25 protein-coding genes are annotated in these 26193 nt (G+C 63.9%); all 25 read right to left on the reverse strand.

Features of this window, described 5'->3' with window-relative positions:
* Nucleotides 1-841: 841 nt before the first annotated feature.
* Nucleotides 842-2023, reverse strand: coding sequence for a flagellar hook-length control protein FliK (locus DyAD56_RS02140; RefSeq protein WP_158241227.1), 1182 nt, complete (start codon nt 2021-2023; stop codon nt 842-844).
* Between the two features lie 31 nt (nt 2024-2054).
* Nucleotides 2055-2492, reverse strand: coding sequence for a flagellar export protein FliJ (gene fliJ / locus DyAD56_RS02145; protein ID WP_102301115.1), 438 nt, complete (start codon nt 2490-2492; stop codon nt 2055-2057).
* Nucleotides 2489-3853 carry a flagellar protein export ATPase FliI gene (fliI, locus tag DyAD56_RS02150; protein ID WP_102301116.1) on the reverse strand — a complete coding sequence of 455 codons (1365 nt, stop codon included), beginning with the start codon at nt 3851-3853 and terminating at the stop codon, nt 2489-2491. The genes fliJ and fliI overlap by 4 nt, the downstream gene beginning before the upstream one ends.
* Nucleotides 3850-4500, reverse strand: a complete 651-nt coding sequence (locus tag DyAD56_RS02155) for a flagellar assembly protein FliH (protein ID WP_102301117.1) — start codon at nt 4498-4500, stop codon at nt 3850-3852. Before DyAD56_RS02155 ends, fliI begins: the two co-directional genes overlap by 4 nt.
* On the reverse strand, nt 4497-5492 hold the full coding sequence (gene fliG, locus DyAD56_RS02160; protein ID WP_199178862.1) for a flagellar motor switch protein FliG: 996 nt from the start codon (nt 5490-5492) through the stop codon (nt 4497-4499). The genes DyAD56_RS02155 and fliG overlap by 4 nt, the downstream gene beginning before the upstream one ends.
* Before the next feature lie 147 nt (nt 5493-5639).
* Nucleotides 5640-7346 (reverse strand): flagellar basal-body MS-ring/collar protein FliF, encoded by a 1707-nt coding sequence (gene fliF / locus DyAD56_RS02165; RefSeq protein WP_102301119.1) that lies wholly within the window; start codon nt 7344-7346, stop codon nt 5640-5642.
* Nucleotides 7347-7394: 48 nt separating this feature from the next.
* Nucleotides 7395-7718, reverse strand: a complete 324-nt coding sequence (gene fliE / locus DyAD56_RS02170) for a flagellar hook-basal body complex protein FliE (protein ID WP_102301120.1) — start codon at nt 7716-7718, stop codon at nt 7395-7397.
* 253 nt (nt 7719-7971) lie between these two features.
* Nucleotides 7972-9393, reverse strand: coding sequence for a sigma-54 dependent transcriptional regulator (locus DyAD56_RS02175; protein WP_102301121.1), 1422 nt, complete (start codon nt 9391-9393; stop codon nt 7972-7974).
* A 360-nt stretch (nt 9394-9753) separates the two neighbouring features.
* Nucleotides 9754-10311, reverse strand: coding sequence for a PilZ domain-containing protein (locus DyAD56_RS02180; protein ID WP_102301122.1), 558 nt, complete (start codon nt 10309-10311; stop codon nt 9754-9756).
* A gap of 71 nt (nt 10312-10382) precedes the next feature.
* A complete protein-coding gene (locus DyAD56_RS02185) occupies nt 10383-10676 on the reverse strand; it encodes a flagellar protein FliT (protein ID WP_102301123.1) in 294 nt (97 codons plus the stop codon).
* Nucleotides 10677-10678: 2 nt separating this feature from the next.
* The gene (gene fliS / locus DyAD56_RS02190; protein ID WP_102301124.1) at nt 10679-11110 is read right to left on the reverse strand and encodes a flagellar export chaperone FliS; all 432 of its coding nucleotides are present in this window, start codon (nt 11108-11110) and stop codon (nt 10679-10681) included.
* 16 nt (nt 11111-11126) lie between these two features.
* On the reverse strand, nt 11127-12650 hold the full coding sequence (gene fliD / locus DyAD56_RS02195; protein WP_102301125.1) for a flagellar filament capping protein FliD: 1524 nt from the start codon (nt 12648-12650) through the stop codon (nt 11127-11129).
* Nucleotides 12651-12845: 195 nt separating this feature from the next.
* On the reverse strand, nt 12846-14249 hold the full coding sequence (locus tag DyAD56_RS02200) for a flagellin (RefSeq protein WP_102301126.1): 1404 nt from the start codon (nt 14247-14249) through the stop codon (nt 12846-12848).
* A gap of 270 nt (nt 14250-14519) precedes the next feature.
* Complete coding sequence (gene flgL / locus DyAD56_RS02210) at nt 14520-15746, reverse strand: flagellar hook-associated protein FlgL (RefSeq protein ID WP_102301128.1); 1227 nt, start codon at nt 15744-15746, stop codon at nt 14520-14522.
* Between the two features lie 20 nt (nt 15747-15766).
* Nucleotides 15767-17641 (reverse strand): flagellar hook-associated protein FlgK, encoded by a 1875-nt coding sequence (flgK, locus tag DyAD56_RS02215; RefSeq protein WP_102301129.1) that lies wholly within the window; start codon nt 17639-17641, stop codon nt 15767-15769.
* A gap of 18 nt (nt 17642-17659) precedes the next feature.
* Nucleotides 17660-18634: a flagellar assembly peptidoglycan hydrolase FlgJ gene (gene flgJ, locus DyAD56_RS02220; RefSeq protein ID WP_102301195.1), complete on the reverse strand. Its 975-nt coding sequence runs from the start codon at nt 18632-18634 to the stop codon at nt 17660-17662.
* Between the two features lie 169 nt (nt 18635-18803).
* Nucleotides 18804-19973 carry a flagellar basal body P-ring protein FlgI gene (locus DyAD56_RS02225; RefSeq protein ID WP_233202253.1) on the reverse strand — a complete coding sequence of 390 codons (1170 nt, stop codon included), beginning with the start codon at nt 19971-19973 and terminating at the stop codon, nt 18804-18806.
* Nucleotides 19973-20656, reverse strand: coding sequence for a flagellar basal body L-ring protein FlgH (gene flgH / locus DyAD56_RS02230; RefSeq protein ID WP_102301130.1), 684 nt, complete (start codon nt 20654-20656; stop codon nt 19973-19975). Before flgH ends, DyAD56_RS02225 begins: the two co-directional genes overlap by 1 nt.
* A gap of 8 nt (nt 20657-20664) precedes the next feature.
* Complete coding sequence (gene flgG / locus DyAD56_RS02235; RefSeq protein WP_102301131.1) at nt 20665-21450, reverse strand: flagellar basal-body rod protein FlgG; 786 nt, start codon at nt 21448-21450, stop codon at nt 20665-20667.
* Nucleotides 21451-21477: 27 nt separating this feature from the next.
* A complete protein-coding gene (gene flgF / locus DyAD56_RS02240) occupies nt 21478-22218 on the reverse strand; it encodes a flagellar basal-body rod protein FlgF (RefSeq protein WP_102301132.1) in 741 nt (246 codons plus the stop codon).
* A gap of 9 nt (nt 22219-22227) precedes the next feature.
* On the reverse strand, nt 22228-23445 hold the full coding sequence (gene flgE / locus DyAD56_RS02245) for a flagellar hook protein FlgE (protein WP_102301133.1): 1218 nt from the start codon (nt 23443-23445) through the stop codon (nt 22228-22230).
* Nucleotides 23446-23480: 35 nt separating this feature from the next.
* Complete coding sequence (locus tag DyAD56_RS02250; protein ID WP_102301134.1) at nt 23481-24164, reverse strand: flagellar hook capping FlgD N-terminal domain-containing protein; 684 nt, start codon at nt 24162-24164, stop codon at nt 23481-23483.
* Between the two features lie 16 nt (nt 24165-24180).
* Complete coding sequence (flgC, locus tag DyAD56_RS02255; protein WP_102301135.1) at nt 24181-24609, reverse strand: flagellar basal body rod protein FlgC; 429 nt, start codon at nt 24607-24609, stop codon at nt 24181-24183.
* Nucleotides 24609-25010, reverse strand: a complete 402-nt coding sequence (gene flgB / locus DyAD56_RS02260; protein WP_102301136.1) for a flagellar basal body rod protein FlgB — start codon at nt 25008-25010, stop codon at nt 24609-24611. The genes flgC and flgB overlap by 1 nt, the downstream gene beginning before the upstream one ends.
* 396 nt (nt 25011-25406) lie before the next feature.
* On the reverse strand, nt 25407-25583 hold the full coding sequence (locus DyAD56_RS23800; RefSeq protein ID WP_158241228.1) for a hypothetical protein: 177 nt from the start codon (nt 25581-25583) through the stop codon (nt 25407-25409).
* Nucleotides 25584-26193 lie beyond the last annotated feature (610 nt).

Raw genomic sequence — 26193 nt, forward strand, 5'->3', positions numbered from 1 at the left:
CTTCCGGGCTTCGCCCTCCAGGTACGCCGTGCGGGTTCCGGGCTTTTCGACGGGGGCTCCTGCCCCGGCGAAAAGGAATCGGCATCCATGCCGATTCCCCTGCGGGCCTTTTCTCCACCCGCCCGCCGCCTCATACGGGGCCCGGGAAGATCAAAAGCAACAGGCACACGGCTCGTGCAGCAGAGCTGCACATCGCGTCGTGGCAGGTCGTGTTGCCCCTGCTTTAGGGCACAAAGCCAAGGCAGAAGAGAAAGCCGATGCCGTTAGGTGACGAGTTCTCCATAACGGTCGGGAAGCGTCGCGGCAGCCTTACCTAGCCTCTGGGGTAGGGAAGCGTAGCGAAGCCTGCCTTAAGTCCTCTCCGCATCAGCGCGATGTGCAGCTCTGCTGCACGAGCCGTGTGCTTGCAGCCTTTGATCTACCGGGCCCCCTGTGCGGCGGTGAGGGGTGGACGAGAAGGCCCGCAGGGGGATCGGCATGGATGCCGATCCCTTTTCGCCGGGGCAGGAGCCCCGTCGAAAAGCCCGGCCGCCCCTCACGAACTGGCCGGCTTCACCGGCCAGCGCCAAGTGGGGGTGCCCTTTCTTTGGGTTACTTTTCTTTGGGCATGCAAAGAAAAGTGACTCGGCCTCCGGTAGGAGGGCGAAACGCCCGCCGCGTAGGCGGCCAGATCGCGGTAACGCACGAGGCGACGACCAACCGCCCACGCCACTGGACCCCGGCCCTTGCCCCCTTTTGAGGGGTACGCCGGGGTGACGGCTAAAGATGAAACCATGAGGCCAGGTTGCCCCCTCCACCCCAACCCTCTCCCCGTAGGGGAGAGGGAGAAAAGCGCGCACCGTCAGGCAAACATATCCACCAACCCCACCGCCTTCACCACCGGCGCCACCACAGAAGCCAACTCACCCGCATCCTCGGCAAGCCCACTCCCACTTCCCGCCGCCGCCCCACCAGAACTCCCCGACCCCTGCCCCGAATTCCCCTGCCCCACCTGCGCCTGCCCCAACGACAAACCATGATGGGCCAGCATCGAATCCAACTGGCCGAGCGTCTGCTGAACCGCATGTACCGCCTGCGGGTGTTGCGCAATGAAGGCCACATCCACGTGGTCCTGCTTCACACTCACCTTAACGTCGAGCTCGCCAAGGTCTTCAGGATGCAGGCGAATGCGCGCCTCCTTCACGTCCTGACCGCCAAGCCAGGTGACCTGTTGGCTCAACTCCTGACCGAAGGCCGGTGTGCCCACGCTGGACTGCATGGTCAACACATGCGCTGCAGGCGTGGTGGCCGCATTGGCCTGCAAGCCAGGCTGCAGTGGCGCGCCCATGGCGGCGACGTTTTTCAGGGCGTCCAGCGAATCACTGCCATCGTCCTGCTTCGACGACGTCGTCAAGGTCTGCAGGGCGGCGGTGAATGCATCGCCCTTGGCGCCCTGCGTTGCAGTGGTGGTCGTGGCGTCGGCACTGTCGTCGCCGTCATTCGCGCCCTGCGCGAGCATGGACAGACTCTTATCTTGGATGCCATCCATGGCCTTGGTGAAAGTATTCGTGTTGGCGGCCGCCGGCTGGGCGTTCGCCTGCATCGCACCGAGCAACGACAGCCCGGCGGGTGTCGTTGGCAGCGTGCCCAGCGCCGCGCCTCCGGTGCTGCCGGTCGTGGCATCCACGGCGGCGTCCGCATCCGCAGATACCGCGGTAGGTGCTGCCGAAGCCGGCACGCTCTGCCCCAACAACGCGAGCATGGCAGCGGCAGCATCGGGGGTGGGTGACGTTGGTTTGTCGTCGTCCTTTGCGCCTGCCTTGTCCTTGGCTTTTGCCTGCGGCTGCGCCTGAGACGATGCCGCTTTCGGCGATGGCTGCTTCGCCGGCGCTGCGGGCGACGGATCGTTCTGTCGTGCCCATTGCCGCTGCGCCTGCTGCAACGGCCTGCTGAAATCCTGGCTGGTATCGCCCTGCACACTCGTGCTGGCTGGCGTGTTGGCGGGCGGCGGCGTATTCGCCGTCAGGGCAACGGGGGGCGTCATACGGTGGCCTCTTGGCATACGTTGGGGGTTTTCATCGCGACAAGCCCCGGTTCGGTCGACGATGCTGCATGCGCTCGTCCACCTCGGCTTGTTCGCGACGTTCCTCGCTCTTTCGTTCCTGCTCGCGGTAGCGATCGATCACGGTGCCAAGCGCCTGTTCCCGCGCGTGGGCTTCGCGCCATTGGTTGCGGACACCGTCGAGGTATCGGCGTTGGCGCGCCACTTCGTTGACCTGCTGGGCGATGACCTGATTGATGCGCTCGACGAACTGGCGGCGGTTGAGCAAGGCACTCACGCTCACGCCACCCTGCGTCTCGGCGTACTCGGCCCGGTACTTCTCCAGCTCTTCGAGCTGCTGTTCCGCCTTCGCGAGCTTTTGCTGCTGCTCGGCCAGGCGTTGCATGGCCTCCTCCTGGCGTGTGTGTGCCAGGTCGGCAGCCGGCTGCAGGCGGTTCGCGCGGGATTTCACGGCGCGCCTCCGGCGGTCAGGCTTTCAAGGCCGCCGATGGCGTCGGCCAGCGTGGTCGGCGCATCGACTTCCTGCTGCAGGAAATCGCGCAGCCTCGGCCACATGGCGATGGCATGGTCTACTTGGGGGTCGGAACCTTTCTGGTACGCGCCTACGGCGATCAGGTCGCGCTGCTGGCGATACGCCGAATAGACCTGGCGGAAACGCTGCGCGGCGCGCAAGTGTTCGCGCTGTACCACGGCGGGCATCACACGACTGATCGATGCTTCGATATCGATGGCCGGATAGTGCCCTGCCTCGGCGAGATCGCGCGAGAGCACGATATGGCCATCCAGGATCGCGCGCGATGCATCCGCGATGGGATCGTGGCGGTAGTCGTCGCCTTCGGTGAGCACGGTGTAGAACGCGGTGATGGAGCCACGCCCTTCCGCGTCGTTGCCTGCACGTTCCACCAGCGCAGGCAGCATGGCAAACACGGACGGCGGATAACCCTTGGTGGCCGGCGGCTCACCGATAGCCAGTGCGATTTCGCGCTGCGCCTGTGCGTAACGAGTGATCGAATCCATCAGCAGCAGAACGCGCTGGCCGCGATCGCGGAACCATTCGGCGATGGCGGTGGCGTACTGCGCGCCGCGTAGCCGCTTGAGCGGCGGCGCATCGGCCGGCGCGGCGACGATCACCGAGCGGGCCCGGCCTTCCGGACCCAGCGTGTGTTCGACAAATTCCTTCACTTCGCGACCGCGTTCGCCGATCAGGCCGACGACCACTACGTCAGCATCGGTGTAGCGCGTCATCATGCCGAGCAGGGTCGATTTACCCACGCCCGAACCGGCGAACAAGCCCAGACGCTGCCCACGCCCCACGGTAAGCAGGGAGTTGATCGCGCGCACGCCGGTATCGAGCGGCGTGTCGATGGGCTTGCGCGCCATCGGGTTGATGGGTTCTTTCTTCAGCAGGGCATGCTCATCAACGTCGAGCGGACCCAGGCCGTCGAGCGGTAGGCCATCTGCGCCGATTACCCGCCCCAGCAGGGCATGGCCTACTGGCAGCCCGCCGGTATGCGTGCACGGGCGTACCCGGGCATTGGGCAACACGCCATGCATCTCCGTCACAGGCATCAACAACAGGCGTTCGTCAGCGAAACCGACGACTTCGGTATCTAGTTCGCTGCCATCAGCGGTGGTGACCATACAGCGGGCGCCAAGCGGCGCTTCACAGCCCTCCGCCTCCAGCGCCAGACCCACCACGCGGCGCAAGCGGCCTTCCACGGTCAACGTGCGGACACCCACCGCGCGCTGGCGGCGACGGGCTAGCCGCTCTTGCCACAGCGCGCTACGCGGCGAGTCCGGCTGCACGCTCATCCACGCACCTCGTCGGCGTCTTCATCGGTTTCTTCGGCTTCCGCGCCGAGCACGGCATCGACTACGGCGGCGAGCCGCGTTTCGACACGCGCATCCAGGCGCGAGCGTTCGCTCTCCAGCAGGCAGTCGCCGCGCTGGAGGCTATTGTCCGGCAGCAACTGCCAGTGCGACTCCACCATGTCCAGCGAGCGCAGCAGCGCCAGATCGTCCGGATGCAGGCGTACACGCAGGTTGCCCGTTGCAGACGGCAGCGCCAGTGCAGCCTGCCGCACGGCTTCCACCACCAGATCGGGAGCGGTGCGCAACTCGTGCGCCAATACCTGGCGCGCGACCGTCATGGCCAGGCGCGCCAGTTCCAGTTCTACCAGCTCGTCCATGCTGCGCAGCGGACGCGCCGCCGACTCCAGCAAGGCGTCCAGACGCTGCATGCGTTCTTGCAGCACGTCGCGCGCCTCCGCCATGCCCTGGGCATGGCCGGCGGCGTAGCCTTCCTCGCGCGCTTGTTCTTCCAATGCCTCCAGATCGCGCACGGTCGGTTGCTGGACGGTCTCCACGGGAGCCGGTTCCGGCGCAGCCGACTCACCGACCTCCGGTGGAAGCCAACGCTCGAATGCTTTCCAGTCGTCCCTGTTCATCACGGCGCTCATGCCACCAGCTCGTCACCCGTACCGGAAAGATTGATCGCGCCGGAATCGGCCAGCTTGCGCGCGATGGCGAGCACTTCCTTCTGCGCCGAGTCGACTTCGCTGAGTCGAACGGGACCGGACACTTCCAGATCGTCGCGCAGCATGTCGGCGGCGCGCTTGGACATATTGCCGAAGATCTTTTCGCGCACGCCGGGCTCTGCGCCCTTGAGTGCGGTGACCAGGCGGGCTGTCGGCACTTCGCGCAGCAGCGTCTGCATGCTGCGATCGTCGAGCTCGGCCAGATCTTCGAACACGAACATCAGCTCCTCGATGCGGCCACTGAGGCTAACGTCGTGGGTGCGGATGGCCGCCATCAGTTCGTTCTCGCGCGTGGTTTCCATCGCATTGAGGATGTTGGCCGCCGCTTTCAGTCCGCCGACGCTGGCGGACTTGAGTTTCTTGGTGTTTCCGCCAGCGAACTGGCGCTCCATGATCTCGTCGAGCTCGTTGAGGGCGTGCGGCTGCACGCCGTCAAGGGTGGCGATACGCATCACCGCATCGCTGCGGGTGCGCGGCGGCAAGTAACCGATGACTTCAGCCGCCTGATCCGGTTCCAGATGCGCCAATACCAGCGCGATGATCTGCGGATGCTCCTGGCCGATCATCTCGGCAATGGCGCGGCTTTCCATCCACTTGAGCGATTCCAGGCCCTTGCTGCTACGGCCAAGAAGAATGCGGTCGATCAAGCCACCCGCCTTGTTCTCGCCCAGCGCGTTGACCAGGATCTTGCGGATGTATTCCTCGGTGCCCACGCCAAGCGAGGTATGACGCCCCATGTCTTCGTTGAGGCGCGCGAGCACCTGTTCCACGTGCTCGCGCGTCACGTTGGACATGCCGGCCATGGCCGTGCCCACCGCTTGCACGTCGCGCGCGCTGAGGTGCTTGAGCACTTCGGCCGCGTCTTGCTCACCCAGGGTGAGCAAGAGGATGGCCGCGCGCTGCGCGCCGCCGATTGGCATATCTGTCTTCATGATTCGTTCCGCCCGCTAACCTGCTGTGCCGTGGCCGGCCGAAGAAATGTGTTCTGCGATACGACAGCGCGGCGCTGCTCCGCCGACCGCGCGTGAAACCGATGGCCGTCATGGGCCGCGAAGTTGCGATCAGCCGCCATCTTCGCCCACCCAGCTCTTGACCACCTGCGCGACCTGCTTGGGGTTCTCGCTCACCATGCGGCGCGCCAGACCAATGCGCTGTTCATAGGCAAGCTGCGGCGGCACGCCGCCGAGCTTGACCAGGTCGTCGCCTACGTCTTCATCGTCCACGCGCACCGAAATAGTGGGCGCACCGGGACCGGCGCCCGCCAGGGCCAGTTCGCGACCCGGTGTAGGCGCGCGCGACAAGCCGCGCAACAACGGACGCAGCAGACCGAAGGCCACCAGTAGCGCTACCAGAATGCCGGCGGCCTGCTTGATCAGGTCGAGCATGCCGGGCCGCTCCCAGAACGGCTGCGTGGGCGTAGCCATGTCGGCATTGGGGTCTTGATGGAACGGCTGGTTGATCACGCTTACGTTGTCGCCGCGTCTTTCGTTGTAGCCAACGGCGTTGCGCGTGAGTGTGGTGAGGTGTTCCAGTTCCTGCGGCGTGAACGGCACGCTTTTGGGCGCGCCCTTGTCACCAGCCACGGTCTTGTTGTCGAGCACCACCGCCACCGTAAGGCGCGCAAGTCGGCCAGCGGGATCACTGACATGGCTGATGGTGCGATCGAGCTCGTAGTTGCGCGTGGCGCTGCTCGACGTGTCGCCCGGGGCGTTGCTCTGCGCCGTGGTCGCCGCCGCTTTGCCGTTCGCACCCTTGCCCGCCGCAGGCTTGGCCGCCGTCGGCTGGGCCACGTTGTTCGGTGGCTGATTGCTCAGCGCACCCGGCACCGACGCGTCGTTCGCCTGACCCACATGACTTTCGCTGTTGGTCTGTTCGCTGCGCAGCGCGGGATGTTCGTGATCGAACGTTTCGGTCGCCTTTTCAGTCTCACTGAAATCCAGGTCCGCATACACCTGCGCACGCACCTTGCCCGGACCAACCAGTGGCGTCAGCAGTTCTTCAATGCGCTGCGCGTAGGTGTTTTCGATACGCGTAGCCAGACGCAGGCGCGTGTCGCCGATGGCGCTGGCGCTTCCGGCATCTGTGGTGGTGAGCAGTTGACCCTGCTGATCAACCACCGATACCTGTTTGGGGTCGAGATTGGGCACGCTGGAAGCGACGAGATGCACAATCGCCGCCACCTGACTCGCGTCGAGCTGACGGCCGGGATACAGCGTCACCAGCACCGAGGCACTCGCTTCCTTGTTGTCGCGAATAAAGGCCGATGGCTTGGGCAACGCCAGATGCACGCGCGCGGCGCGCACCGACTGCAAGCCGGCGATGGTGCTGCCCAGATCCGTTTCCAACATCTGCTGGTAACGCGTGCGCTCGGCCAGATCACTCATGCCGAACGGCGAGTCGCCACCGGGTACCGCGGTCGTCGCCGAACTGCCCTGCGGCAGACCCTGAGACGCGAGCTTGAGTCGGATCGCGGCCAAATCGGACGCGGGCACCATGATGGACGTGCCATCCGCACCCAATGTGTACGGCGTGTTCGACGCCTGCAACGCCTGCGTGACGGCGGCGGCATCCTTCTGCTCGAGGCCCGCATACAGCAAGCCGTAGTTGGGCCCGCGGGACCACAGCACCACGGCGACGCCAAGGGCGACTGCCGCGGCGACACCCACCAGCAGCAACAGTTGTCGCGATGCCGGCGTGCGCACGAGCTGCTTGAGATCCAGGCGAGAACCGGGCTGCTCGTCGGTGGTCGCTAGGGCGTTATCGGCCATGAAGACTGCTCTTGCTCAAGGGACGCAGTAACGTCGTCATCGGACCGGTCAAACCGGCATGTTCATGATGTTGTTGTAGGCGTCGACCACTTTGTTTCGCACCTGGGTCAACGTATTCAACGAAAGATCGGCCTTGTTGATGGCCACCATGGTCTTGGCGAGATCGGCGCCGTCGTCGCCACGCTCGAAACTCGCTGCCTGGTTTCCGGCATCCATCTGTGCATCGGCTACCGACGAGATCGACTTCTTCAGCAGGCTGGCGAAATCCGTCTGCCCCGGTGCCGCCGCAGTAAATGCCTGCTCGGTCGGCTTGGTCTGCAAAGTGAGCTGGCGCATCTGCGACAGCAGGTTGTTGACGTCGATCTGACTCATGACGGAATTCCAACGCGTAAAGAGTGTCCGAGGGTGTAACTGCACAACCCGTGCCAGCTTCGTGAAAGCCGTTCGCCGGCGTGATAGCACGCGTTCCCGCGACGGTGCAGAACCAACATCTTGCTCAACGAAGACAAGGCGATGCGCGCCAAACGCATCGCGTGACGCTGGATATACACGTGCGCAGATAGATCGAAACGACGCGACCGAACGACGGCGCGCGACTCTCCGTGACGGAGAGCCGACGTCATCCTTATGCCTGCAGGCTCGGCTGCAACCCGTACTTGCGAAGCTTTTCCACCAACGTGGTGCGCTGCATGCGCAGCAGCTTTGCCGCGTGTGCGACCACGCCACCGGTGACGTCAAGCGCTTGACGGATCAGGCCCACCTCGATGTCGGCCAGATGGTCCTTCAGGTCGAGCCCGCCTTCCGGCAGCATGGCCAGCGATTCGCTCGACACCACGGTCATGGACTCCGGCAACACCGGAGACTGGCCCGTCATCAGCGACAGCAGCGCCGCGCCGCGAACTTCCTCGATCGGTTGTTGGCCGCGATATTTTTCCGGCAGATCGCTCACCCGCACTTCGCTGTGCGGATAGAGAATGGCCAGGCGCTCGACTAGGTTGTACAGCTCGCGCACATTGCCCGGCCATGCATAGCTATGCAGCGCGTTCATCGCACCGGCGCTGAAGCGCACGTTGGCCAGGCCGCGGCGCGACAGGCGCTGGTTGAACTCGCCCACCAGCTCCGACAGGTCGTCCAGATGATCGCGCAGCGCGGGCATCTCCAGCGGGAACACGCTGAGGCGATAGAACAGGTCTTCACGGAACTGGCCGTGAGAGATGGCGTCTTCAAGGTTACGGTGCGTGGCGGCGATGATGCGCACATCGCAGCGCTGTGTGCGATTGCTGCCCACGCGCTCGAACACGCGTTCCTGCAGCACACGCAGCAACTTCACCTGCATCGGCAAACTCATGTCGCCGATTTCGTCGAGGAACAGCGTGCCGCCCTCGGCCAACTCAAAACGGCCCTTGCGGGTACTGATCGCGCCGGTGAAGGCGCCCTTCTCGTGACCGAACAGTTCGCTTTCCAACAGTTCGGCTGGGATAGCGCCGCAATTGATGGCGACGAACGGCTTGTCGCGACGCGACGAACATTCGTGGATGCTGCGCGCCACCATTTCCTTGCCGGTGCCCGAATCGCCCAGCACCAACACGCTGGAATCGAACGGCGCCACCTGGCGTACCAGTGCGCTGACGCGGGCCATCGGGCCCGAGCTGCCTACCAGCCGGACTTCGGAGCGACGCGGCGACGCTGCCTGCGACCCGCGCATAGCTTCGGAGAGCTGCTCATAGCGCAGCGGAAATTCAATGATGCCGATGCGGCTTGCGTTCGCCGCCTTGTCCGCGCCAAGGCGGGACAACCATTCCGAATCAGCGGCCATCAACACCATGGCCTGGTGGGAAGCCTCACCCAATCGCGAGAACTGGCGCTCGGCTTCTACTTCATCCCGCACATTGCCCACATACACGGCACGCCATGCGTGCGTCGCCTCGTCCACCATCTCGCAATCTTCGCCACGCTGCGGGCGATAACCGAGAAATTCCAGCGCCGAAACGACCGACTCCGCCCTGCGGTGATCGGACTCGATCACCAGTACGTCGAACTTGCCCATGTGATGCTCTCGTGCGTGCTGCTTCATTGGTGACCCCCTGGATTGCACCTTCGTGCGTGACGACATTCCGTCGGCGTCCGCGAGGAGGGAGGAGCAAGAAGAGGGCCAGTCGGCACGAATTTTCGACACGAACTTGCAACGTGCGACTGCCGGTGAGCGTCACCTTGGCTGAACATCGCCGGGAAGCTTCCCAGCGATGGGCCACAGACCACTGAATCCACTAGGGAAAAATGACGCTACGCAATACTCGGGAAGGTGACCCTGTGCGGCACCTGTTCGAGATGTGCGTCAAAGAACTTTCGTGTCGGGTTTCAGTAGCGTGATATCGATCACATTTGATCTGTGATCCCGATCGAGGCTCTAGAAGGCCGTCTGTCGGCGCTCTGCCACTTTACGTCGATGATGGCGGAACACCAGCCGCTCAATCGCGTCACATGTGGCCTCGTCCATGGCCTCAAACACGGCAAAAATGTGATGTTCATCACACTCTTGTGCGTGTCGGGCCACCAGTTCGAGCGGCAATGCCAGGCATCCATCGAAGTGCAGCCGCACCATCGTGCGGTCTTGCCCTGCAGGCCAGATCGACAGGGGCAATAACGCGCCGATCGCGTTAAAGCTGACACGGGCACGGGGGGGCAATTCGGCCTTTTGCTGGAGAAGCTGATCCAGCATGGCCATCAGCACGTTCAGTTTGCTGTCGAGCCGCTGCATGTCCTGCGCGAGGGGATTCTCTTCGTCCGCTGGCTCGCTGCGACGTTCACTGAAGACGGCCAGGGTGCCCAGCACGCTGAGATTGCGGTCGCGCATGGCAGCGCGCTGCAGGTCGCCGGGAAGTTCAGCCAGCGCGGTGCAGCTGACGTGAAGGCCGTCGTCGTAGGTGACCCGTTCGGAGAATGCCTGCCAGGAAGCGTCTTGCATGATGCCCTCGTCACTGGCCGTCCGGATCGCGGCCGCCCGGGATTATGCGCGCTTCCACCACGCTGCCGCGCTTACTCGTGGCCCGCGTGCAGGTACGCGCTGAGTGCGCGATGGCGATGCTGATGTTCCTGAAGATCGGCGCCCAGGCGATCGCGCTGACCCCGGGCCAGCTCGCGCACTTCTTCGGTGTGGGCCAGCAGCGTCTTGAACAACGGCAACATCTCGGACTCCGTGGTGGAGAGCAAGGCGATCTGCTGGCTGCGTTCGGCTTCGAGAATCGCCACAGCCTCCCAGTCATCCCCACGGGCGGCGGCCAACATGCGTTCGCTCATAGCCAGCAGGGTCGCGTGCACGGCGTCCACCATGATCAGGCCGCCACGCTGGGCGCGCGGCTTTGCGCTGCCAGAAAATCGTCGCGGATCTGGCGCCAGGCATCGCGCACCGGCGTAAGCAGATCCACTACCTCGTCGATGGCCCGCTCGTCATTGTTGAGCTGGGCATGCAACAGGCGACGGCTGACATAGTCGTAAAGCGCATCCAACCGCCCCGCCAAAGGGCCGCCCTGCTCGTGGTCGAGGCTGCCGCGCAGTTCGCCGATGATGGCGTGCGCGCGGCCGAAGTGCGTGCCTTTGGCCGGCACATCGCCACGCCGGATGGCGCCGCGAGCCTGGGTGATGCGGTCGATCACGCCGTCGAACAGCATGCCGGTCAGTTGGTGACGATCGGCGCCTTCCACGCTGCCGCGCGCACTGGTGTCCTGATAGAGCGCACTGGCGTTGCGCATATAGCCGTAGGTCATGATCGCTTCCCCGCGTTCAGTTCTTCGAGCTGGAATTGTTCAGCTGTGCCAACGCCGTGGTCAGGTACGAGCTGGTGTTGTTGAGCGAGGACATCAGCGTGTCCAACGCCGTGTACTGCTGTTGCAACTGCGTCTGATAGGTCGCCATGCGATTGTTCAGCGCGGTCTGCTGCGTGCTCAGCTGCGTCAGCGTGTTGTTGAGGCTGTTCATCCGCGTACTGATGATGCCGCCCGTGGCGGTGTACGCGCTGATCGTGGTGCTGAGATTGGTTGCGTAGCCGTTGGCGCCGACGAAGAGGTTCTTCACCGCCGACGGGTTGTTCTGGAACGCCGTGGCGAGCTTGCCCGTGTCGAAGTTCAGCGTGCCGTCGGGGTTGCGCGTGATGCCAAGATTGGCCAGCGTACCGATGCTGTTGCCCTTCACCGCGCCGCTCAGCACAGAAGCGATGCCGCGCTGCACCGAGGTGAGCGTGGTGTCGCCCAGCAACGCACCCGCTGTGCCGCTGCTGGTGTCGTAGCTGGACAGCGAAGACACCGTGCTGGCGTAGCTGTTGTAGGCGTCGACCAGGCCCTGGATGGCGTTGGTCGCCGCCGTGTTGTCCTGCGCCACCGTCAGCGTGTTGGTGCCGGTACCGGTGAGGTTGAGCGTGACACCGTCCATCATGCCCGTGACGGTGTTGGTCGCACTGGAGACGGCAATGCCATCCACGGTGAGCTTGGCGTCCTGCGCCTCGTTGCTGCCCGCGGTGTTCAGCGTGGTCGCGAGGCTGGTAAGACCGGCGCTGCTGGTGGCATTGGCGGAAACGGTGAAGCCATTGGCCACGCCCGTCTTGCTCGAGCTCAGCATCAGCTGCTGGCCGTTCACGCCATTGACGATGGTCGCGGTCACGCCCGGATTGGTCGACGAGCCGTTGATCGCGGTGGCGATATCCGACAGCGTATTGGTGGCGGATACCGCCACGTTCATCGTGTTGGAGCCGATCGTGATGCTTAGCGTGCCCTGCCCTACCGCCGTGCCCGAGGCCACCGCGCTGCTCGCGCGCTTCTGCGCCGTGGCGAGCTGGCTCACCGCGATGGTGTAGGAGCCCGGGTGGGCGCTCGACATGGTGCTCGCGGTGCCGACGCTGCTGCTGGAACCTTGCGCCGTCAGCGTGGCGTTGTAGCTGCTGAAGGTGTTGACCGAGGTCAGCGTGGCCAGCGCCGTCTGGATGCCGCCCAGCGCTGAATTCAGTGAGGACAGGCCGGTGAGCAGGCTGTTGGTCTGCGTGGTGCGCGTGGTGATCTGCTGCTGCGAGGCCGCCTTGCGCGCATTCACCAGCGCGGTGACGATCGCGTTGACGTCCAGGCCCGAAGCGAGACCTGCCGAGCTGATGGTGGAGCTGCCGGAGCTGCCGCTCGACGACGTGCCACTGGTGGAACTGCCGCTAGTGGAACTGCCGCTGGAGGTACCGGACGTGCCGCTGCCCGAATTCGTGCTCGTGCCCAACTGGTTGAGCAGAGAGCTCAGGCTGCTGCCGCTAGTGCTGCTGGTGGTGGTCATCGCGCTGCCTTGTCAGTTTCCCGAAGTTGCCCCGCCGTGGCGGGAAGATTCGAGCCCCCGGCAAAACCTTCGCTCGCGAAGGCTTTGCCGGAAGCTCCCGAAACACCGGGCGGGCTGCGAGAGGCAACCCGCCGGGTGACAAAACCGGCCGCATGCGGACGCGACCCGGGAGAGTCGCGTCCTGGCCTGCGTCCGTTACTGCAACAGCTTCAGCACCTGCTGCGGGTTGGAGTTGGCCTGGGCCAACACCGAGATGCCCGCCTGCTGCAGCACACTCGCCTTGCTGAGGTTGGCCGTCTCCGCCGCGAAGTCGGCGTCGCGGATGGTCGACTGAGAAGCCTGCAGGTTGGTCGTCTGCGCCGCCACCGTGGAGATGGTCGACTGGAAACGGTTCTGCACGGCACCCAGCTGGGCGGCGAAATCGCTGACCGTCTTCAGCGCCACGTCGACGCGGGAGATCAGGTCGTTGGCCGAGTCCACCGACTGCACGTTGCCACCGGACAGCGAACCACCGGAGGAGGCCGTGCTGCCCACCGTGTAGGTCGCACCCGCGTTCACGTCCTTGGCATTGGCACCGATGATGTTGCCGCCCGTGTCGGCGATCTTCAGTGCGCCCGCCGAGTAGAAGTTGACGCCGTTGCCTGCACCGTTCACCGCAGCGGTGACACCGGTGATGCCAGCCGCATTGATCGCGTCGGACACGTCCTGCAGGCTCTTGGCGCCGCTGAGGTCGATCGACGTACCGTTGATGCTGAAGCCTTCGCCAGCCAGGCTCGGCAGGCCCGTCAGGCCACCGACAACACCTGTGGTGGTGGCATTGCCCGCAGCAGCCACGGTGGTCGGCATGCCCAGCGCGCTCGCCTGGGCGCCACCAACGGCCAGAGCCGTTGCACCGGCGTTGGCGATGTTGATTTCGCCACTCGCGCTGACGGTTGCCGTCACACCGGCGCCGCCGGCGGTCTGGATGGCCGCTGCCAACGTGGTGGAGTTGTAGGTACCTGCGGCCACCGCGCCTGCGCCGACGGTCAGATCACCGGCCTTCAGCGTGATGGTGCCGATGTCGCCCGAGGTCACTTCGGAAACCTGGCCCATGGCGCTCGACTTCACGCTGGTGCCGAGGCTCACGCTGATGGTCTGGCCGACGTTGGCGCCGATCTGGAAGCTCTTGGTCTTCATGGAGCCGTCCAGCACGTTCGAACCGTTGAACGTGGTCTGGTTGGCGATACGGGTGATTTCCGCCAGGCGCTGCTGCACTTCCTGGTCGATCGAGGAACGGTCAGCAGAGGTGTAGGTGCCGTTGGCCGACTGCACGGCCAGGTCGCGAATGGCCTGCAGGTTGGCGGTGACCTGATCCAGGGCCGAACCGGCAGTCTGCGCCAGGTTGATGGCGTCGCTGGCGTTGGAGCTGGCCTGCTGCAGGCCGCCGATCTGCGTGGTGTAGCGCTGGGAGATCGCGAAGCCGGCGGCGTTGTCGGCGGCGCTGTTGATCTTCATGCCCGACGACAGACGCTGCGTGGCCTGGGACAGGGCGCTCTGCGACTTGGTCAGGTTGTTCTGCGCGTTCAGCGACGAAATATTGGTGTTGATAACGAGAGACATTGGATTTCTCCTACGTAACCGATGATCGGTTTGGATTGGCGTTGTTCTTGCCGGCGGCCAGGTTCCATACGTGGGATGCCATCCGCCTCAGGGAGCTTTTCGGCCCGTCAAGAAATTACTTGAGCCGCCTCTCCCGCCAATTCGTGATGGAGCGCACTGGACAAGGGTTTTCGCCCCTTCCCGACCGGCCCATCACCACCGTCAACCTTGCGTAAGAACCTCCTCTCGTCATCGCGCCTTAGGGGCGTCGGTCTTGTGTTCCGCGTGCCATTACTTCAGATAATTGAACAGGCTCATCGACTTCACCTGCGCAAACATCTGCTGCGACGCCTGCAACGCCGTCTGCTGCAGCGACAGATTGCTGATCGCGGTGTACGCATCCGCACCCTGCACGTCCGACAGGGCAGACTGGTAGGTGACGTTGAGATCCTGGTACGCGCCCTGCTGCTGTTGCAGCGTGTTCAAGCGGCCGCCGATGGACACTTGCACCGAACTGATCGCCGACTGCGCCTGGTCGATGGATTCGATCTGCCGGCTCATCACGTTGGTGAGCTGCGTATCGCTCGAACCGCTCTGCAGCGCGCTGATCATGTTGTTGAGTGTGCTGAAGATGTCCTGCTGCCCACCCGTGCTCACCGACACCGTGTCGCCCGCTGCGGGCGTACCGCTCATGGCGATGTTCATGCCGTTGAAGCTGATCGAGCCACCATCCGTATAGGTGCCGCCCACCGGGTTGCCGCTGCTGTCGAGCACGGCGCTGCCGTTGGCATTGGTCGCCGTCCACGTACCGCCCGTACCGAAGGTGATGGTGTAACCACCGCCACTGGCGGCTTTGGTGCTGTTCCATGCCGACTGGTCGGTGACGCTATTCGTGCCCACGATCAGTGTGCCGGTGTTGGCGCCACCCGCACTGGCTTCGAACGAGCCGTTGCCGTTGGGAATGTTCATGAACAGACCCGAGCCCGGATCGCTGGTCGCCACCTGCATGCCCGAGCCCACCGCTGAAAGCTGCTGACCATCGTTGCCGCCGTAGGTCACCGCACCATTGACGCCCGCCTGAAACGGCGTCTTCGTCGTGCTGGTGCCGGCGAACAGGGCATTGCCGTTGCTGTCGGTGGTATTGGCCAGCTGCACGAGCTGGTCGTGGATCTGGCTGAGCTGGCTGGCGACGCTCTGGCGGTCAGAGGCGGACAGCGTGCCGTTCACTGCCTGCAAGGCCAGCGTACGCGCGTTGTCGAGCACGCTGTTCACCGAGCTCAGCGTGCTCGCCTCGGTATTCAGGCGCGTGGTCGCCGAATCGATGGTGCTCGAATACTGCGTATTCGCCGCGATAACGTGATTAAGGCTGACCACCTGGCCAGCGCCCGACGGATCGTCGGATGCCACGTTGATGCGATTGCCCGTGGACACCTGATTCTGAGTCGCCGCCAGCGCGCTCTGCTGGCTGATCATGGTGTTGAGCGACTGCTGGTACATCCAACTGGTTGAGAGACGCATGGTCGTAGCCCGTTCCTTGCTTAAGCCTGGATCGCCGAGATCAGGCTGCTGAAGATGCTTTGCGCGGTGGAGATCACCTGCGCGGAGGCCTGGTAAGCCTGCTGGTACTTGACCATGTTGGCGGCCTCCTCATCGAGGTTCACGCCGGACACGCTCTGCTGCGCCGACATGGCCTGGTTGTAGAGGCTGGTCTGCGTGGTGAGGTTGGTCGTGGCCTGGCTGCCCACTGTGCCAATGGAGGTGGTGAGCGTGCCGTACGCATCGATGATCGACTGCGTGCCGCCGTTCAACACCTTGGCGTTCGCCAAGCCAGCGAGCGCAAGCGCGTTGCTGGTGTCGTTGAGGCCATTGGTGTTCGCACCGACGGTGAACTTGTCGTTGGCGGCCGGCGTACCGGAAGGCGTTACGCTCCAGCCGTTCGCACTGATGGTCTGCCCCGGCGCATAGCTGCCGCTGGACAGCACATTGCCCGAGCTGTCGGTCACCTGATAGCTGGTGCCCGTTGGAAAGCTGACGGTAGCGCCGTTGAGCAGCGCCGCGTTGGTGGGGTCGGTCACCGTCACCGAGCCGATACTGCCGGTGCCGGTGTTGGTGGTCGCCGCCTTGGCGTTCAGCGCGGCGGCGGCAGCGATGCCACTGGGATCGGTCATGGTCAGCGTCAGGCCCGTCGAGGCCTGGCGTGTCGGTTGAATCTGGAAGGTATCGCCCGCCTGAGCGGCGCCCGAGAGGGAGAGCGTCATGCCAGCGGCGGAATAGGTGCCGTCCGGATTCGCCGTCATCGCCACGTTCTGCCCGCTTGTGGTCGCCATGCTCCACGCGCTGCCGTTGTAGCTCAGCACGTAATCCGAGCCGGTGAGCTGCGATGCGTTGCTGATGCTCGCGGATACGCTCCCCGTGCCCTTGTTGAGATTGCTCGGCAACACCGCAGGCGACGGCACGCTGAACATCGCGCCACCCTGCTTGCCGTTGAGATCCAGACCCTTCGATTGCTGCGTGTTGACGCTGGTAGAAAGCGCCACAGCGGCCTGGCCCAACTGGTTCTGCACGCCATCCAGCACATTGCTGCGGTAGTTCAGCAACGCGCCCAGCGTGCCGCCGCTCAGCTTGCTGCTGACCACGGTCCCGGTGCTATCGAGCACTTCGGTGCGCGATGCGTCGTACTGATTGTTGCCGGTCTGCAAGGCGTACGACTGATTACCGCTCACCAGTGCCTGACCGCTGGAGGCATACACGCTGATGGTGCCGTCGGTCTGCGTAAAGGCAGACACGCCAAGGTAGCCGGACAGTGTCTGCACCAAATTGTCGCGCTGGTCGAGCAGGTCGTTGGGCACGTTGTTGCCCGCCTCGTGAATCTTGGCGTTGACGTCCGCCAGGTTGCTCGACACGTTGTTGATGCTGTTGACGGTGGTCTTGATCTGCGCATTCACCTGGCTCTGCTGCGCAGCGAACTGCTGGCCCAGCGTGTTGAACACGCTGACCATCTGGCCCGCATTGCCCAGCAACGACTGGCGGCTGGACGCCACGCCCGGCGTATTGGCCACCGTGCTGAAGGCACCGTAGAACGTGTCCAGCGCACCCTGCAGGTTGCCGCTGGCACTCAAGGCGCCGTTGAGCGTCGTCGCCAGGCTATTGGTGGTGGTCGCGCCCTGCATGCTGGAGTTGGCAGTCCACAGCGCCGAGGTCAGGAAGTCGCTATAGGCGCGCTGCACCGCCTGCACGTTCACGCCGCTACCCGTGGTGTAGTTCCCGCCGCCCGTGGTGATGGCCTCCGTCTGCAGCACCGTCTGGCGGCTGTAGCCCGTCGTGTTGACGTTGGAGATGTTGTTGCCGACGGTGGTCAAGGCCACCTGTGCGGCGTTGAGCCCGGAGGCACCGATGCTAAGAAGATTGGACATAGGTCATTCCAGGACAGGTCACTCGGAGGAGTTCGGCGGGGCGGCCACATTCTTGAGGTCGCCCTGCCCGATGGCGTCGAGTGCTTGACGCATCTGCGGGCTGTTGGCGATCGCAATAATTTTTTGCGCATAGGACGGATCGGTGGCGTAACCGCCATTGACCAGCCCCTTGGCGAAACCGACCACGTCCTCGCCATGGTTGAGCGCCTTGGCGTAACGCGGGTTGTTGGCAAGCAGTTGGGCGTAGTCGTCGAACGACTGGCCCGGGTTGTCGTACGAACGGAACTGGGCGCGCTTCTGCACCGCCACGCCGTCCTCAAATTCCAGCGTTGGCACGCTGACCTTGTCGCCGCCCCAACTGCTGCCGGCTTTCATGCCGAACAGGTTGTTGCTGGTATTGCCGTTGGAGTGCGTGGGCAGGTGCTTGCCCCACTGCGTCTCTAGCGCGGCCTGCGCCAGCACGGCGCGCACCGACACGCCGAGCTTCTCGGCGGCCTGCTGCGCATACGGCGCCAGCTGTTTGACGAAATCCGTGGCGTCCTTCGGCAACAACTTGAGCACCTTCTCGCCGGTGTTGCGTGCTGCGCTGGCCACCGAGTTCAGGCGCTGCTGCCAGCTGTCGCTGCCGTTGGGTGCTCCGGTGTTACCCGTGGCACTGCCGTCGGACGAGCCGCCGAGCGCGCCACCCAACTGCTTCATCAACATCTGTGCGATGCCGATGCCATTACCGCCCTGCGAGAGCTGCACGGACAGCTGCTGATCGAACATGTCGCGCCACTGGTTGCCGGCATCGCTGTCGAACAGGCCATCGCCACTGCTGGCGTCGCGCATCGACTTCAGCATCATCTGCGTGAAGATCGACTCGAACTGCTTGGCTACCGCCGGCAGTGCCGCCTTCGCGTCGCTTTGCGCCGTCTGGCGCAGCGCGGCGAACCCGGACAGATTCGTCCAGGTATTGAGGCTATTGGCGGCATCTCCCGGGAGCGTGCTCATGCTCTCACCGTGACCCGCGTTGAGTTCATGCGCCCGCCAGGGAGTGAGGCGCAGGGCAGCGTCATCACTCGGTTGTGTATCGACATACACGCCCTCGTTCTTCCTTGCCCTGCGCGCAAACAGCTTCCGGCGCGGGCCACGGTGAGAGCATGAGCACGCTCCATAGCCATCAGATCACCACCAGCTCCGCATGGAGCGCACCCGCCTGCTTGAGCGCCTGCAGGATGGAGATGAGATCCGTCGGCGACGCGCCCACCTGGTTCACCGCACGCACGATGGTGTCCAGGTTGGTGCCCGGGCCGAACTTGAACATGTGGGCGCCGTCTTCGCTGACCTGTACGTCACTCTGCGGCACCACCACGGTCTGGCCGCCCTTGCTGAACGGATTGGGCTGCGATACCTGCGGATTCTCGGAAATAGTCACCTGGATGGAGCCATGCGCCACCGCGGCCGGCGTTACACGCACGTCCGCGCCGATCACTACGGTGCCGGTGCGCGAATTAACCACGACGCGCGCGGGTGCGTCGCCCGGGGTGACTTCGATCGCCTGGATCGCGCCCAGCCACGCGACGCGCTGACTGGGATCGAGCGGGCCACGCACGTTCACCGAGCCACCATCCATCGCGCTGGCGGTACCGGCGCCGTACGTACGGTTTACCGCCTCGGCGATGCGCGTCGCCGTGGTGAAGTCAGCCGTATTGAGATTGAGTACGAGATCGCCGCCGTTGGAGAACGAGGAAGCCACCGCACGCTCGACCGACGCGCCATTGGGAATACGGCCGCTCGCGGAAATATTCACCTGCACGCTGGAACCGCTCTTGCCCGACGCGGTGATACCACCCACCACTACACTGCCCTGCGCCATGGCGTAGACGTTGCCGTCAGCGCCGCGCATCGGCGTCATCAGCAGCTCACCGCCGCGGATGCTCTTGGCGTTACCGATGGAAGCGACCGTTACGTCAATAACCTGACCCGGCTTAGCGAATGGCGGCAATTGCGCGGTCACCGTCACGGCCGCCGCATTCTTCAGCTGCGGACGGACGTTCGCCGGCACGGTGATGCCGAACTGCACCAGCATGTTTTCCAAACTCTGCGTGGTGAACGGCGCCTGCGTAGTCTGGTCACCACTACCGTCAAGGCCCACCACGAGGCCGTAGCCGATCAACTGGTTACTGCGCACGCCCGCGACCTGCACCAGGTCGCGGATCTTGTCGGCGTGCACGGGTTGATTTACCGAGAAGCACGCGCACAGCACGATGGCGGTGGTGCGCAACGCTGCTGCCGCGCGCTCGCGGGCGCGAATCAGCGTGGCATGCGTGAAAAGGTGACGGATGTTCATCAGTACGGCATCCACTTCGAGCTGAAGAAGCGCGACAGCCAGCCCTGCGTATTCGCATCGGCCAGTGCCCCCTTACCGGTGTAGCCAATCTGCGCGTCGGCCACGCGCGTAGACGGCACGCTGTTGTCCTGCAGGATGTCCTGCGGACGCACGATGCCGGCGATGCGGATCTGCTCCTGACCTTGGTTGATCGTCACCATCTTCTCGCCACGCACCAGCAGATTGCCGTTGGACAGGCGCTGCGCCACGGTCACCGTGATCGAACCCGACAACTGGTTGCTTTGGCTGCTGTCGCCGCTGCCGTCGAAGGCGCGGTTGCCATTGAGGCTGGTGTCCGCCGTCTGGCCGGCGACCTTGAGCGTATGGCCCAGGATGCTCGGCGCGGAGATGGTGCTGACGTCCTTCTTGCTGGTGTTGGTCGTGGCCTTCTTGGATGCCTGCGTGCTCTCCACCAGGGTGATGGTGAGGATGTCGCCCACGCGGTGTGCGCGCGCATCGTTGAACAGTTCCATGCCCTGCTCTGCGTGGTAGATCGAGCCATCGGTCGGCGGCGACGCCGGCTGCTCCGCCGGCATGGTGGCTGCCCACTGGTGATCGTCGCGCGGCGGCTGCATGACGCAGCCGGCCAGCGCGGCCAAGGCCAGCGCGACACCGATTCGAGGAAGGGAACGGAAGGACGCCATGACGGTTCTCACATCTTGTCGGTCAGGTCTTGCAGCATCTGGTCGGTGCTGCTGATCGCCTTGGAATTCATTTCGTAGGTGCGCTGCGTTTCGATCATGTTGACCATCTCGGCCACCACGTTCACGTTGGAGGATTCGAGCGAACCCTGCAGCAGCGAACCCATGCCGTTGAGTGCCGGCTGGCCGGTCTGCGGCGCACCGCTGGCGACGGATTCCACGTATAGGTTCTGGCCCATCGGCTGCAGGCCGGCGGGATTGATGAAATCCGCAAGCTGCAACGTGCCCAGCGTCTGCGGCGTGGCCGAAGCGGTGGTGGTCGCCGACACGGTGCCATCGGAACCGATGGTCAGGCTCTGCACATTCGGCGGCACGGTGATGGCCGGCTCCAGCGGATTGCCGTCCGCCGTGACCAACTGACCGTTGGGATCGGTATGCAGCGAACCATCGCGCGTATAAGCCACGGTGCCATCGGGCATGCTCACCTGCAGGAAGCCGCGGCCCTGGATGGCCACGTCCAGCGAGTTGCCGGTCTGCGTGATACTGCCTTCGGTGAAGAGTTTTTCGTTGGCAACCACTTTCACACCGGTGCCGAGCATCAAGCCCGACGGCGACACGGTCTGTTCGGTGGTCTGGCCGCCCGGCTGGCCCTTGTTCTGGTACATCAGATCCTGGAACGACGCACGCGAACTCTTGAACGCGGTGGTGTTGGCGTTGGCCAGGTTGTTGGAGATCACGTCCATGCGCGTCTGCTGCGCGTCAAGGCCGGTCTTGGCAATCCAGAGGGAAGAAAACATCGGTCACTCCTTGATTAAGCGGCAGCCTTAGTTGCCCTGAAGCAGCTTGAGGCTGGAATCGGCGTTGTCCTCGGAGGTCTTGATGGACTTCACCTGCATGTCGTACTGGCGCGAAAGCGCGATCATCTTCACCAGCTCGGACGACGGATTAACGTTGCTGCCTTCGAGTTCACCCGAATTGATGGTGACCGTGTCGTCGATGGCAGCGGTGCTGCCATCGCCCATGTGCATCAGGCCATCCGAGCCCTGCGTCATCTGCGTCACGTCCGGATTGACCAGCTTGATGCGGTCGATCTGCGACACGGAATTGGGGCCCTGCCCCTGTGGCACCGTGGAAATGGTGCCGTCGGAGCCGACGCTGATGTCTGTGGCTGGTGGGATGGTGATGGGCCCTGAACCGCCCATCACCGGATTGCCTTTCGAGTCTGTCAGCCCACCATCCGCGGTGAGCTGCAGATCACCCGCGCGGGTGTATGCCTCTGAACCGTCCGGCGACTGCACCGCGATGAAACCGTCGCCGCGCACCGAGATATCGAGCGCCCTGCCGGTATTGATCGGCGAACCCTGCCCGCTGCTCTGGCCGATGCCCTGCGCCACCGCGTTGATGCGCGCCGGCTGACCATCGCCCAGCACCGGCACGCTCTGGAACGCGGAGAGCTGGCTCTTGAAACCGACCGTGGAGGCGTTGGCCAGGTTGTGGCTCACTGCCTCCTGGGCGCGCATGATCTGCGTCGCCCCGGTCATCGCTACGTAGACGGAACGGTCCATGGCGATCTATTAACGAGAAACCGCGTTGAACAATGCCGACGCCAGCGTGTTGTCGGTCGACAGCACCTGCGCATTGGCCTGGTAGTCACGCTGCGCCTGGATCATGTCCACCAGCTGCGCCGTGGTATCGGCCGTGTTGGAGCTTTCAAGCGCACCCGACTGGATCGCGCCGAACTGACCCACGCTCGCCGTACCCATCACGGCCGGACCGGAATCGGTGCTGGCTGCCCACGTGGTATTGCCCATCTGGCGCAGGCCCTGCACGTTGGCAAAGTTGGCAATCGCCACCTGACCGATCTGCGTGCTCTGGTTGTTCGAGTAGTACGCCGTGATGACGCCCTTGCTATTGATGTCGATGCTCGACAACGTGCCTGCTTCGAAACCATTCTGCTGGATAGTGCCGGCCGAATAGTCCGTGCCGTACTGCGTGGTGTTGTTCACGTTGAGCGACAGCGTCATCGGCGACGAACCGTTGCCCAGATTCACCGTATTGAAGGCCAGCGTGCCGTTGGTCGGCGTAGCTAGCTTGCCGGTGGAATCAAAGGTCATCGGCTGCGTGCCGGCGTTCTGGCCGTCCACGTACAGATTGGCGTTCCAGGTGTTGGTGCCGGACTTCACGTAGTAAATCGTCGCTTGGTGCGAACCGCCCTGCGAGTCATACACGGTCACCGGCGAAGCGGCGTTGTAGCTGGTGGAATCCGTCGTGCTGAATGCGTTGGTCGGCACGGTGGCGCTGGCCGGCAAGTTAGACGTCATGGTGATGGTCGAGGTCGCCGTAGCGTTGCTCTGCGCCGTCACCCAATTGAAGTCCTTCAGCGTACTGGTATCAAAACCACCCGCGCCATTGGCCGCGTACATCTGCAGGCGCGAACCGTCCGGCGTGGTGACGTAGCCGCTCGGGTCTTTCTGGAAATCACCGGCACGCGTGTACTGCACACCACTGCCGTTGTTCACCACAAAGAAGCCGTTGCCGCTGATGGCGAGGTCCAGGCTGTTGTTGGTGGTCTGGATATCGCCTTGATTGAACTGCTGGGCCACGTCCTGCAGACGCACGCCGCTGCCCACCGCGGTGGAGTTGAGGTTGAGGCCAGTCACCGCGAAGACATCCGCGAACTCCGCGCGCGAACCCTTGAAGCCGGTGGTGTTGGCATTGGCGATGTTGTTGGCGATGACGTTGAGATCGGACTGGGCAGCGTTGATGCCGCTGAGCGCCGTATTAAGTGCCATGTTCGGTTCCTCGTGATGAGATGACGCTTAGCGCGTCAGAGAATCTGTGCCACCTGACTGAGCGGCACGCCGCCCACGCCCGATACCTGCAGGTACGTACCCAGCGAACTGCCGCCGTAACCCACAGCCGTCACCGTGCCGGCGACGTAGGTGTCCAGCGAGGTACTGCCACTGCCGGCCTGGATGGTGTACGTGCCTGCGGCGATGGCATTACCGTTATCGTCCTTGCCATCCCAACTGAACTGCGCAAGGCCAGTGTTCTGCGCGCCCAACGGAATATTGCGCACCACGTTGCCGCTGCCATCGACGATCTTCACGTTGACGGTGGTGGCGCTGGTGACGTTCACCGCTCCCTTCACCGCATCGGTACCGTCGAATGCGGCCGAGCTGCCTGGCACGAGCACCTCGCGATTCACCAGGTTCGACGAGCTGAGCACCTGCGAGGTCTGCATAGCCGTGTTGACGTTGCTGGCGAGCGACTGCAGATCGGTATCCAACTGCTGCGTCGCCGACAACTGGCTGAACTGCGCCATCTGCGAGACGAACTGCGAGTTGTCGACCGGGTTGGTCGGATCCTGCGCCTGCAACTGGGCCGTCATCAGCTTGAGGAAATCGGCCTGCGTCATCGTGCTCGACAGCGCCGAGTTCGCACTCGACGTGCTGCCCGAACTCGAACTGTTGCTGGACGTGTTGTTGGTAGTGCTGGGTATCGTAGACACGAGGGCTCCTCCCGGCTCACTTGCCGAGGTCGAGGGTCTTGATCATCAATTGCTTAGTGGTGTTCATCGCTTCGACGTTGTTCTGGTACGAACGCGACGCGGTGATCATGTTCACCAGCTCATCGATGGGATTGACGTTGCTGCCGTAGACGTAACCGTTGGCATCGGCCATGGGATTACCCGGCTCGTAGCGCGTCTGCACGTCGGCCTGGCTTTCGGTCACGCCCTGCACCTGCACGCCAACAGCGCTGTCGGCCTGCGAGTTCTTTGCGCCACCCACCGCCTTCTGCACGGCCGAGAACAGCGGTTCCTTCGCGCGGTACGCGCCTTCCGGCGTGCTCGACACGCTATCGGCATTGGCGAGGTTGCTCGCCACGGTATTCAAGCGCAGCGACTGCGCTGCCATACCCGAACCCGCGACATCGAAAATCTTGAACATAGACATCAGCCCTGGCCTCCTGTGATCGCCGTGCGCAGCATGTGGATCTGCGCCGTGATGAAGGAAAGGCTGGCCTGGTAATGCACGCCGTTGGCGGCGAAGTTGGCCTGCTCGACCTGCGTATCCACCGTATTGCCGTCCATCGACGGCTGCGTGGGCATGCGGTAAGCGAGTTGCTGCGCGGATTGCGCCTGCGGATCAATCTGTCCGGGCTGCGTGATGGTCATCGCCAGCGTGTTGCTGGTGCCACTCGCACTGGCCAACGCCTTCTTGAAGTCGACATCGCGCGCGAGATAGCCGGGCGTGTCGGCATTGGCCAGATTGCTGGACAACACTTCGCTGCGCTTCTGCCACGTATCGAGCGCCTGCGTGTGCAAACCGAACAGGTTGTCGTTGATGGAACTCATCGCTCACTCCTGCGGCGAGGGCCGCGGGATGACTTGAGCAAATTGCGTGCCACTGTTTGAGTGGTGCCTGGGAAGCCGCGTGGTTGTTGGGTTTGTTGCGTTTTTTGCGTGTGTCGCGAGATGGGTTTTACGTGGGGCTGTCGGAAAGTCGACGCGGGGTGTAGCGGGTTACTGACGGGGGTTTGGCGTTGGGGTGGTTGTTCACCGTGCCGCAGCAGCGAGCCTGCTCCCTCTCCCCTTTGGGGAGAGGGTTGGGGTGAGGGGTCAATCTCGCCTCACCGTTGTGATCGTCACCCCGGCGAAGGCCGGGATCCAGTGACCTTCCGCTTGGTTGTCGCGTCACGGCGACCTGGCCGCCTACGCGGCGGGCGTTTCGCCCTCCTACCGGAGGCCGAGTCACTTTTCTTTGCTTGCCCAAAGAAAAGTAACCCAGAGAAAGGGCACCCCCACTTGGCGCTGGCCGGTGAAGCCGGCCAGTTCGTGAGGGGTGGCCGGGCTTTTCGACAGGGCTTCCTGCCCTGGCGAAAAGGGATCGGCATCCTTGCCGATCCCCCTGCGGGCCTTTTCGTCCACCCCTCACCGCCGCACAGGGGGCCCGACGGTCAAAGGCGAAAGCGGACGGCTCGTGCAGCAGCGCTGCACATCGCATCGCGACAGGTCGCGTTGCTCCTGTCTTAGCGATCAAAGTCGAGGCAGAAGAGAAAGCAACGTAGCCCGGATGAAGCGCAGCGAGAATCCGGGAAGACTCGCGGAACCCTACTTCTAACCGACACCAACATGCGACGTCGTCAACAACACGTTGGGTCGCATCGCCACGCTCCGCGACGCGATGTGCAGCGCAGCGGCACGAGCCGTCGGCTCTAGCTCTTGATCTACCAGGTCCCCGTATGAGGCGGCGGGCGGGTGGAGAAAAGGCCCCGCAGGGGAATCGGCATGGATGCCGATTCCTTTTCGCCGGGGCAGGAGCCCCGTCGAAAAGCCCGGAACCCGACCGCGCACCTGGAGGGCCGCAGGCCCGAAAGGCGCCTCATCCGGGGTGCCCTTTCTTTGGGTTACTTTTCTTTACTCCGGGCATCCTGCCCTCCGCCCTTCGGGCCGGCTTCGCCGTTCGCACGCGCTCCTGCGCGTGCGTGGGCAAGCAAAGAAAAGTGACCCGGCCTCCGGCAGGAGGTCGGAACGCACG

It is taken from the genome of Dyella sp. AD56 (assembly GCF_002878475.1).
In the GTDB taxonomy this organism is placed as follows: Bacteria; Pseudomonadota; Gammaproteobacteria; order Xanthomonadales; family Rhodanobacteraceae; genus Dyella.

What these genes read in the sequence shown, in the direction of transcription:
- DyAD56_RS02140 (WP_158241227.1), bottom strand. Translation starts at nt 2,023, where the DNA reads ATGACGCCCCCCGTTGCCCTGACGGCGAATACGCCGCCGCCCGCCAAC.
- fliI (WP_102301116.1), bottom strand. Translation starts at nt 3,853, where the DNA reads ATGAGCGTGCAGCCGGACTCGCCGCGTAGCGCGCTGTGGCAAGAGCGG.
- DyAD56_RS02155 (WP_102301117.1), bottom strand. Translation starts at nt 4,500, where the DNA reads ATGAGCGCCGTGATGAACAGGGACGACTGGAAAGCATTCGAGCGTTGG.
- fliF (WP_102301119.1), bottom strand. Translation starts at nt 7,346, where the DNA reads ATGGCCGATAACGCCCTAGCGACCACCGACGAGCAGCCCGGTTCTCGC.
- fliE (WP_102301120.1), bottom strand. Translation starts at nt 7,718, where the DNA reads ATGAGTCAGATCGACGTCAACAACCTGCTGTCGCAGATGCGCCAGCTC.
- DyAD56_RS02175 (WP_102301121.1), bottom strand. Translation starts at nt 9,393, where the DNA reads ATGGGCAAGTTCGACGTACTGGTGATCGAGTCCGATCACCGCAGGGCG.
- DyAD56_RS02180 (WP_102301122.1), bottom strand. Translation starts at nt 10,311, where the DNA reads ATGCAAGACGCTTCCTGGCAGGCATTCTCCGAACGGGTCACCTACGAC.
- DyAD56_RS02185 (WP_102301123.1), bottom strand. Translation starts at nt 10,676, where the DNA reads ATGGTGGACGCCGTGCACGCGACCCTGCTGGCTATGAGCGAACGCATG.
- fliS (WP_102301124.1), bottom strand. Translation starts at nt 11,110, where the DNA reads ATGACCTACGGCTATATGCGCAACGCCAGTGCGCTCTATCAGGACACC.
- fliD (WP_102301125.1), bottom strand. Translation starts at nt 12,650, where the DNA reads ATGACCACCACCAGCAGCACTAGCGGCAGCAGCCTGAGCTCTCTGCTC.
- DyAD56_RS02200 (WP_102301126.1), bottom strand. Translation starts at nt 14,249, where the DNA reads ATGTCTCTCGTTATCAACACCAATATTTCGTCGCTGAACGCGCAGAAC.
- flgL (WP_102301128.1), bottom strand. Translation starts at nt 15,746, where the DNA reads ATGCGTCTCTCAACCAGTTGGATGTACCAGCAGTCGCTCAACACCATG.
- flgK (WP_102301129.1), bottom strand. Translation starts at nt 17,641, where the DNA reads ATGTCCAATCTTCTTAGCATCGGTGCCTCCGGGCTCAACGCCGCACAG.
- flgJ (WP_102301195.1), bottom strand. Translation starts at nt 18,634, where the DNA reads ATGAGCACGCTCCCGGGAGATGCCGCCAATAGCCTCAATACCTGGACG.
- DyAD56_RS02225 (WP_233202253.1), bottom strand. Translation starts at nt 19,973, where the DNA reads ATGAACATCCGTCACCTTTTCACGCATGCCACGCTGATTCGCGCCCGC.
- flgH (WP_102301130.1), bottom strand. Translation starts at nt 20,656, where the DNA reads ATGGCGTCCTTCCGTTCCCTTCCTCGAATCGGTGTCGCGCTGGCCTTG.
- flgG (WP_102301131.1), bottom strand. Translation starts at nt 21,450, where the DNA reads ATGTTTTCTTCCCTCTGGATTGCCAAGACCGGCCTTGACGCGCAGCAG.
- flgF (WP_102301132.1), bottom strand. Translation starts at nt 22,218, where the DNA reads ATGGACCGTTCCGTCTACGTAGCGATGACCGGGGCGACGCAGATCATG.
- flgE (WP_102301133.1), bottom strand. Translation starts at nt 23,445, where the DNA reads ATGGCACTTAATACGGCGCTCAGCGGCATCAACGCTGCCCAGTCCGAT.
- flgC (WP_102301135.1), bottom strand. Translation starts at nt 24,609, where the DNA reads ATGTCTATGTTCAAGATTTTCGATGTCGCGGGTTCGGGTATGGCAGCG.
- flgB (WP_102301136.1), bottom strand. Translation starts at nt 25,010, where the DNA reads ATGAGTTCCATCAACGACAACCTGTTCGGTTTGCACACGCAGGCGCTC.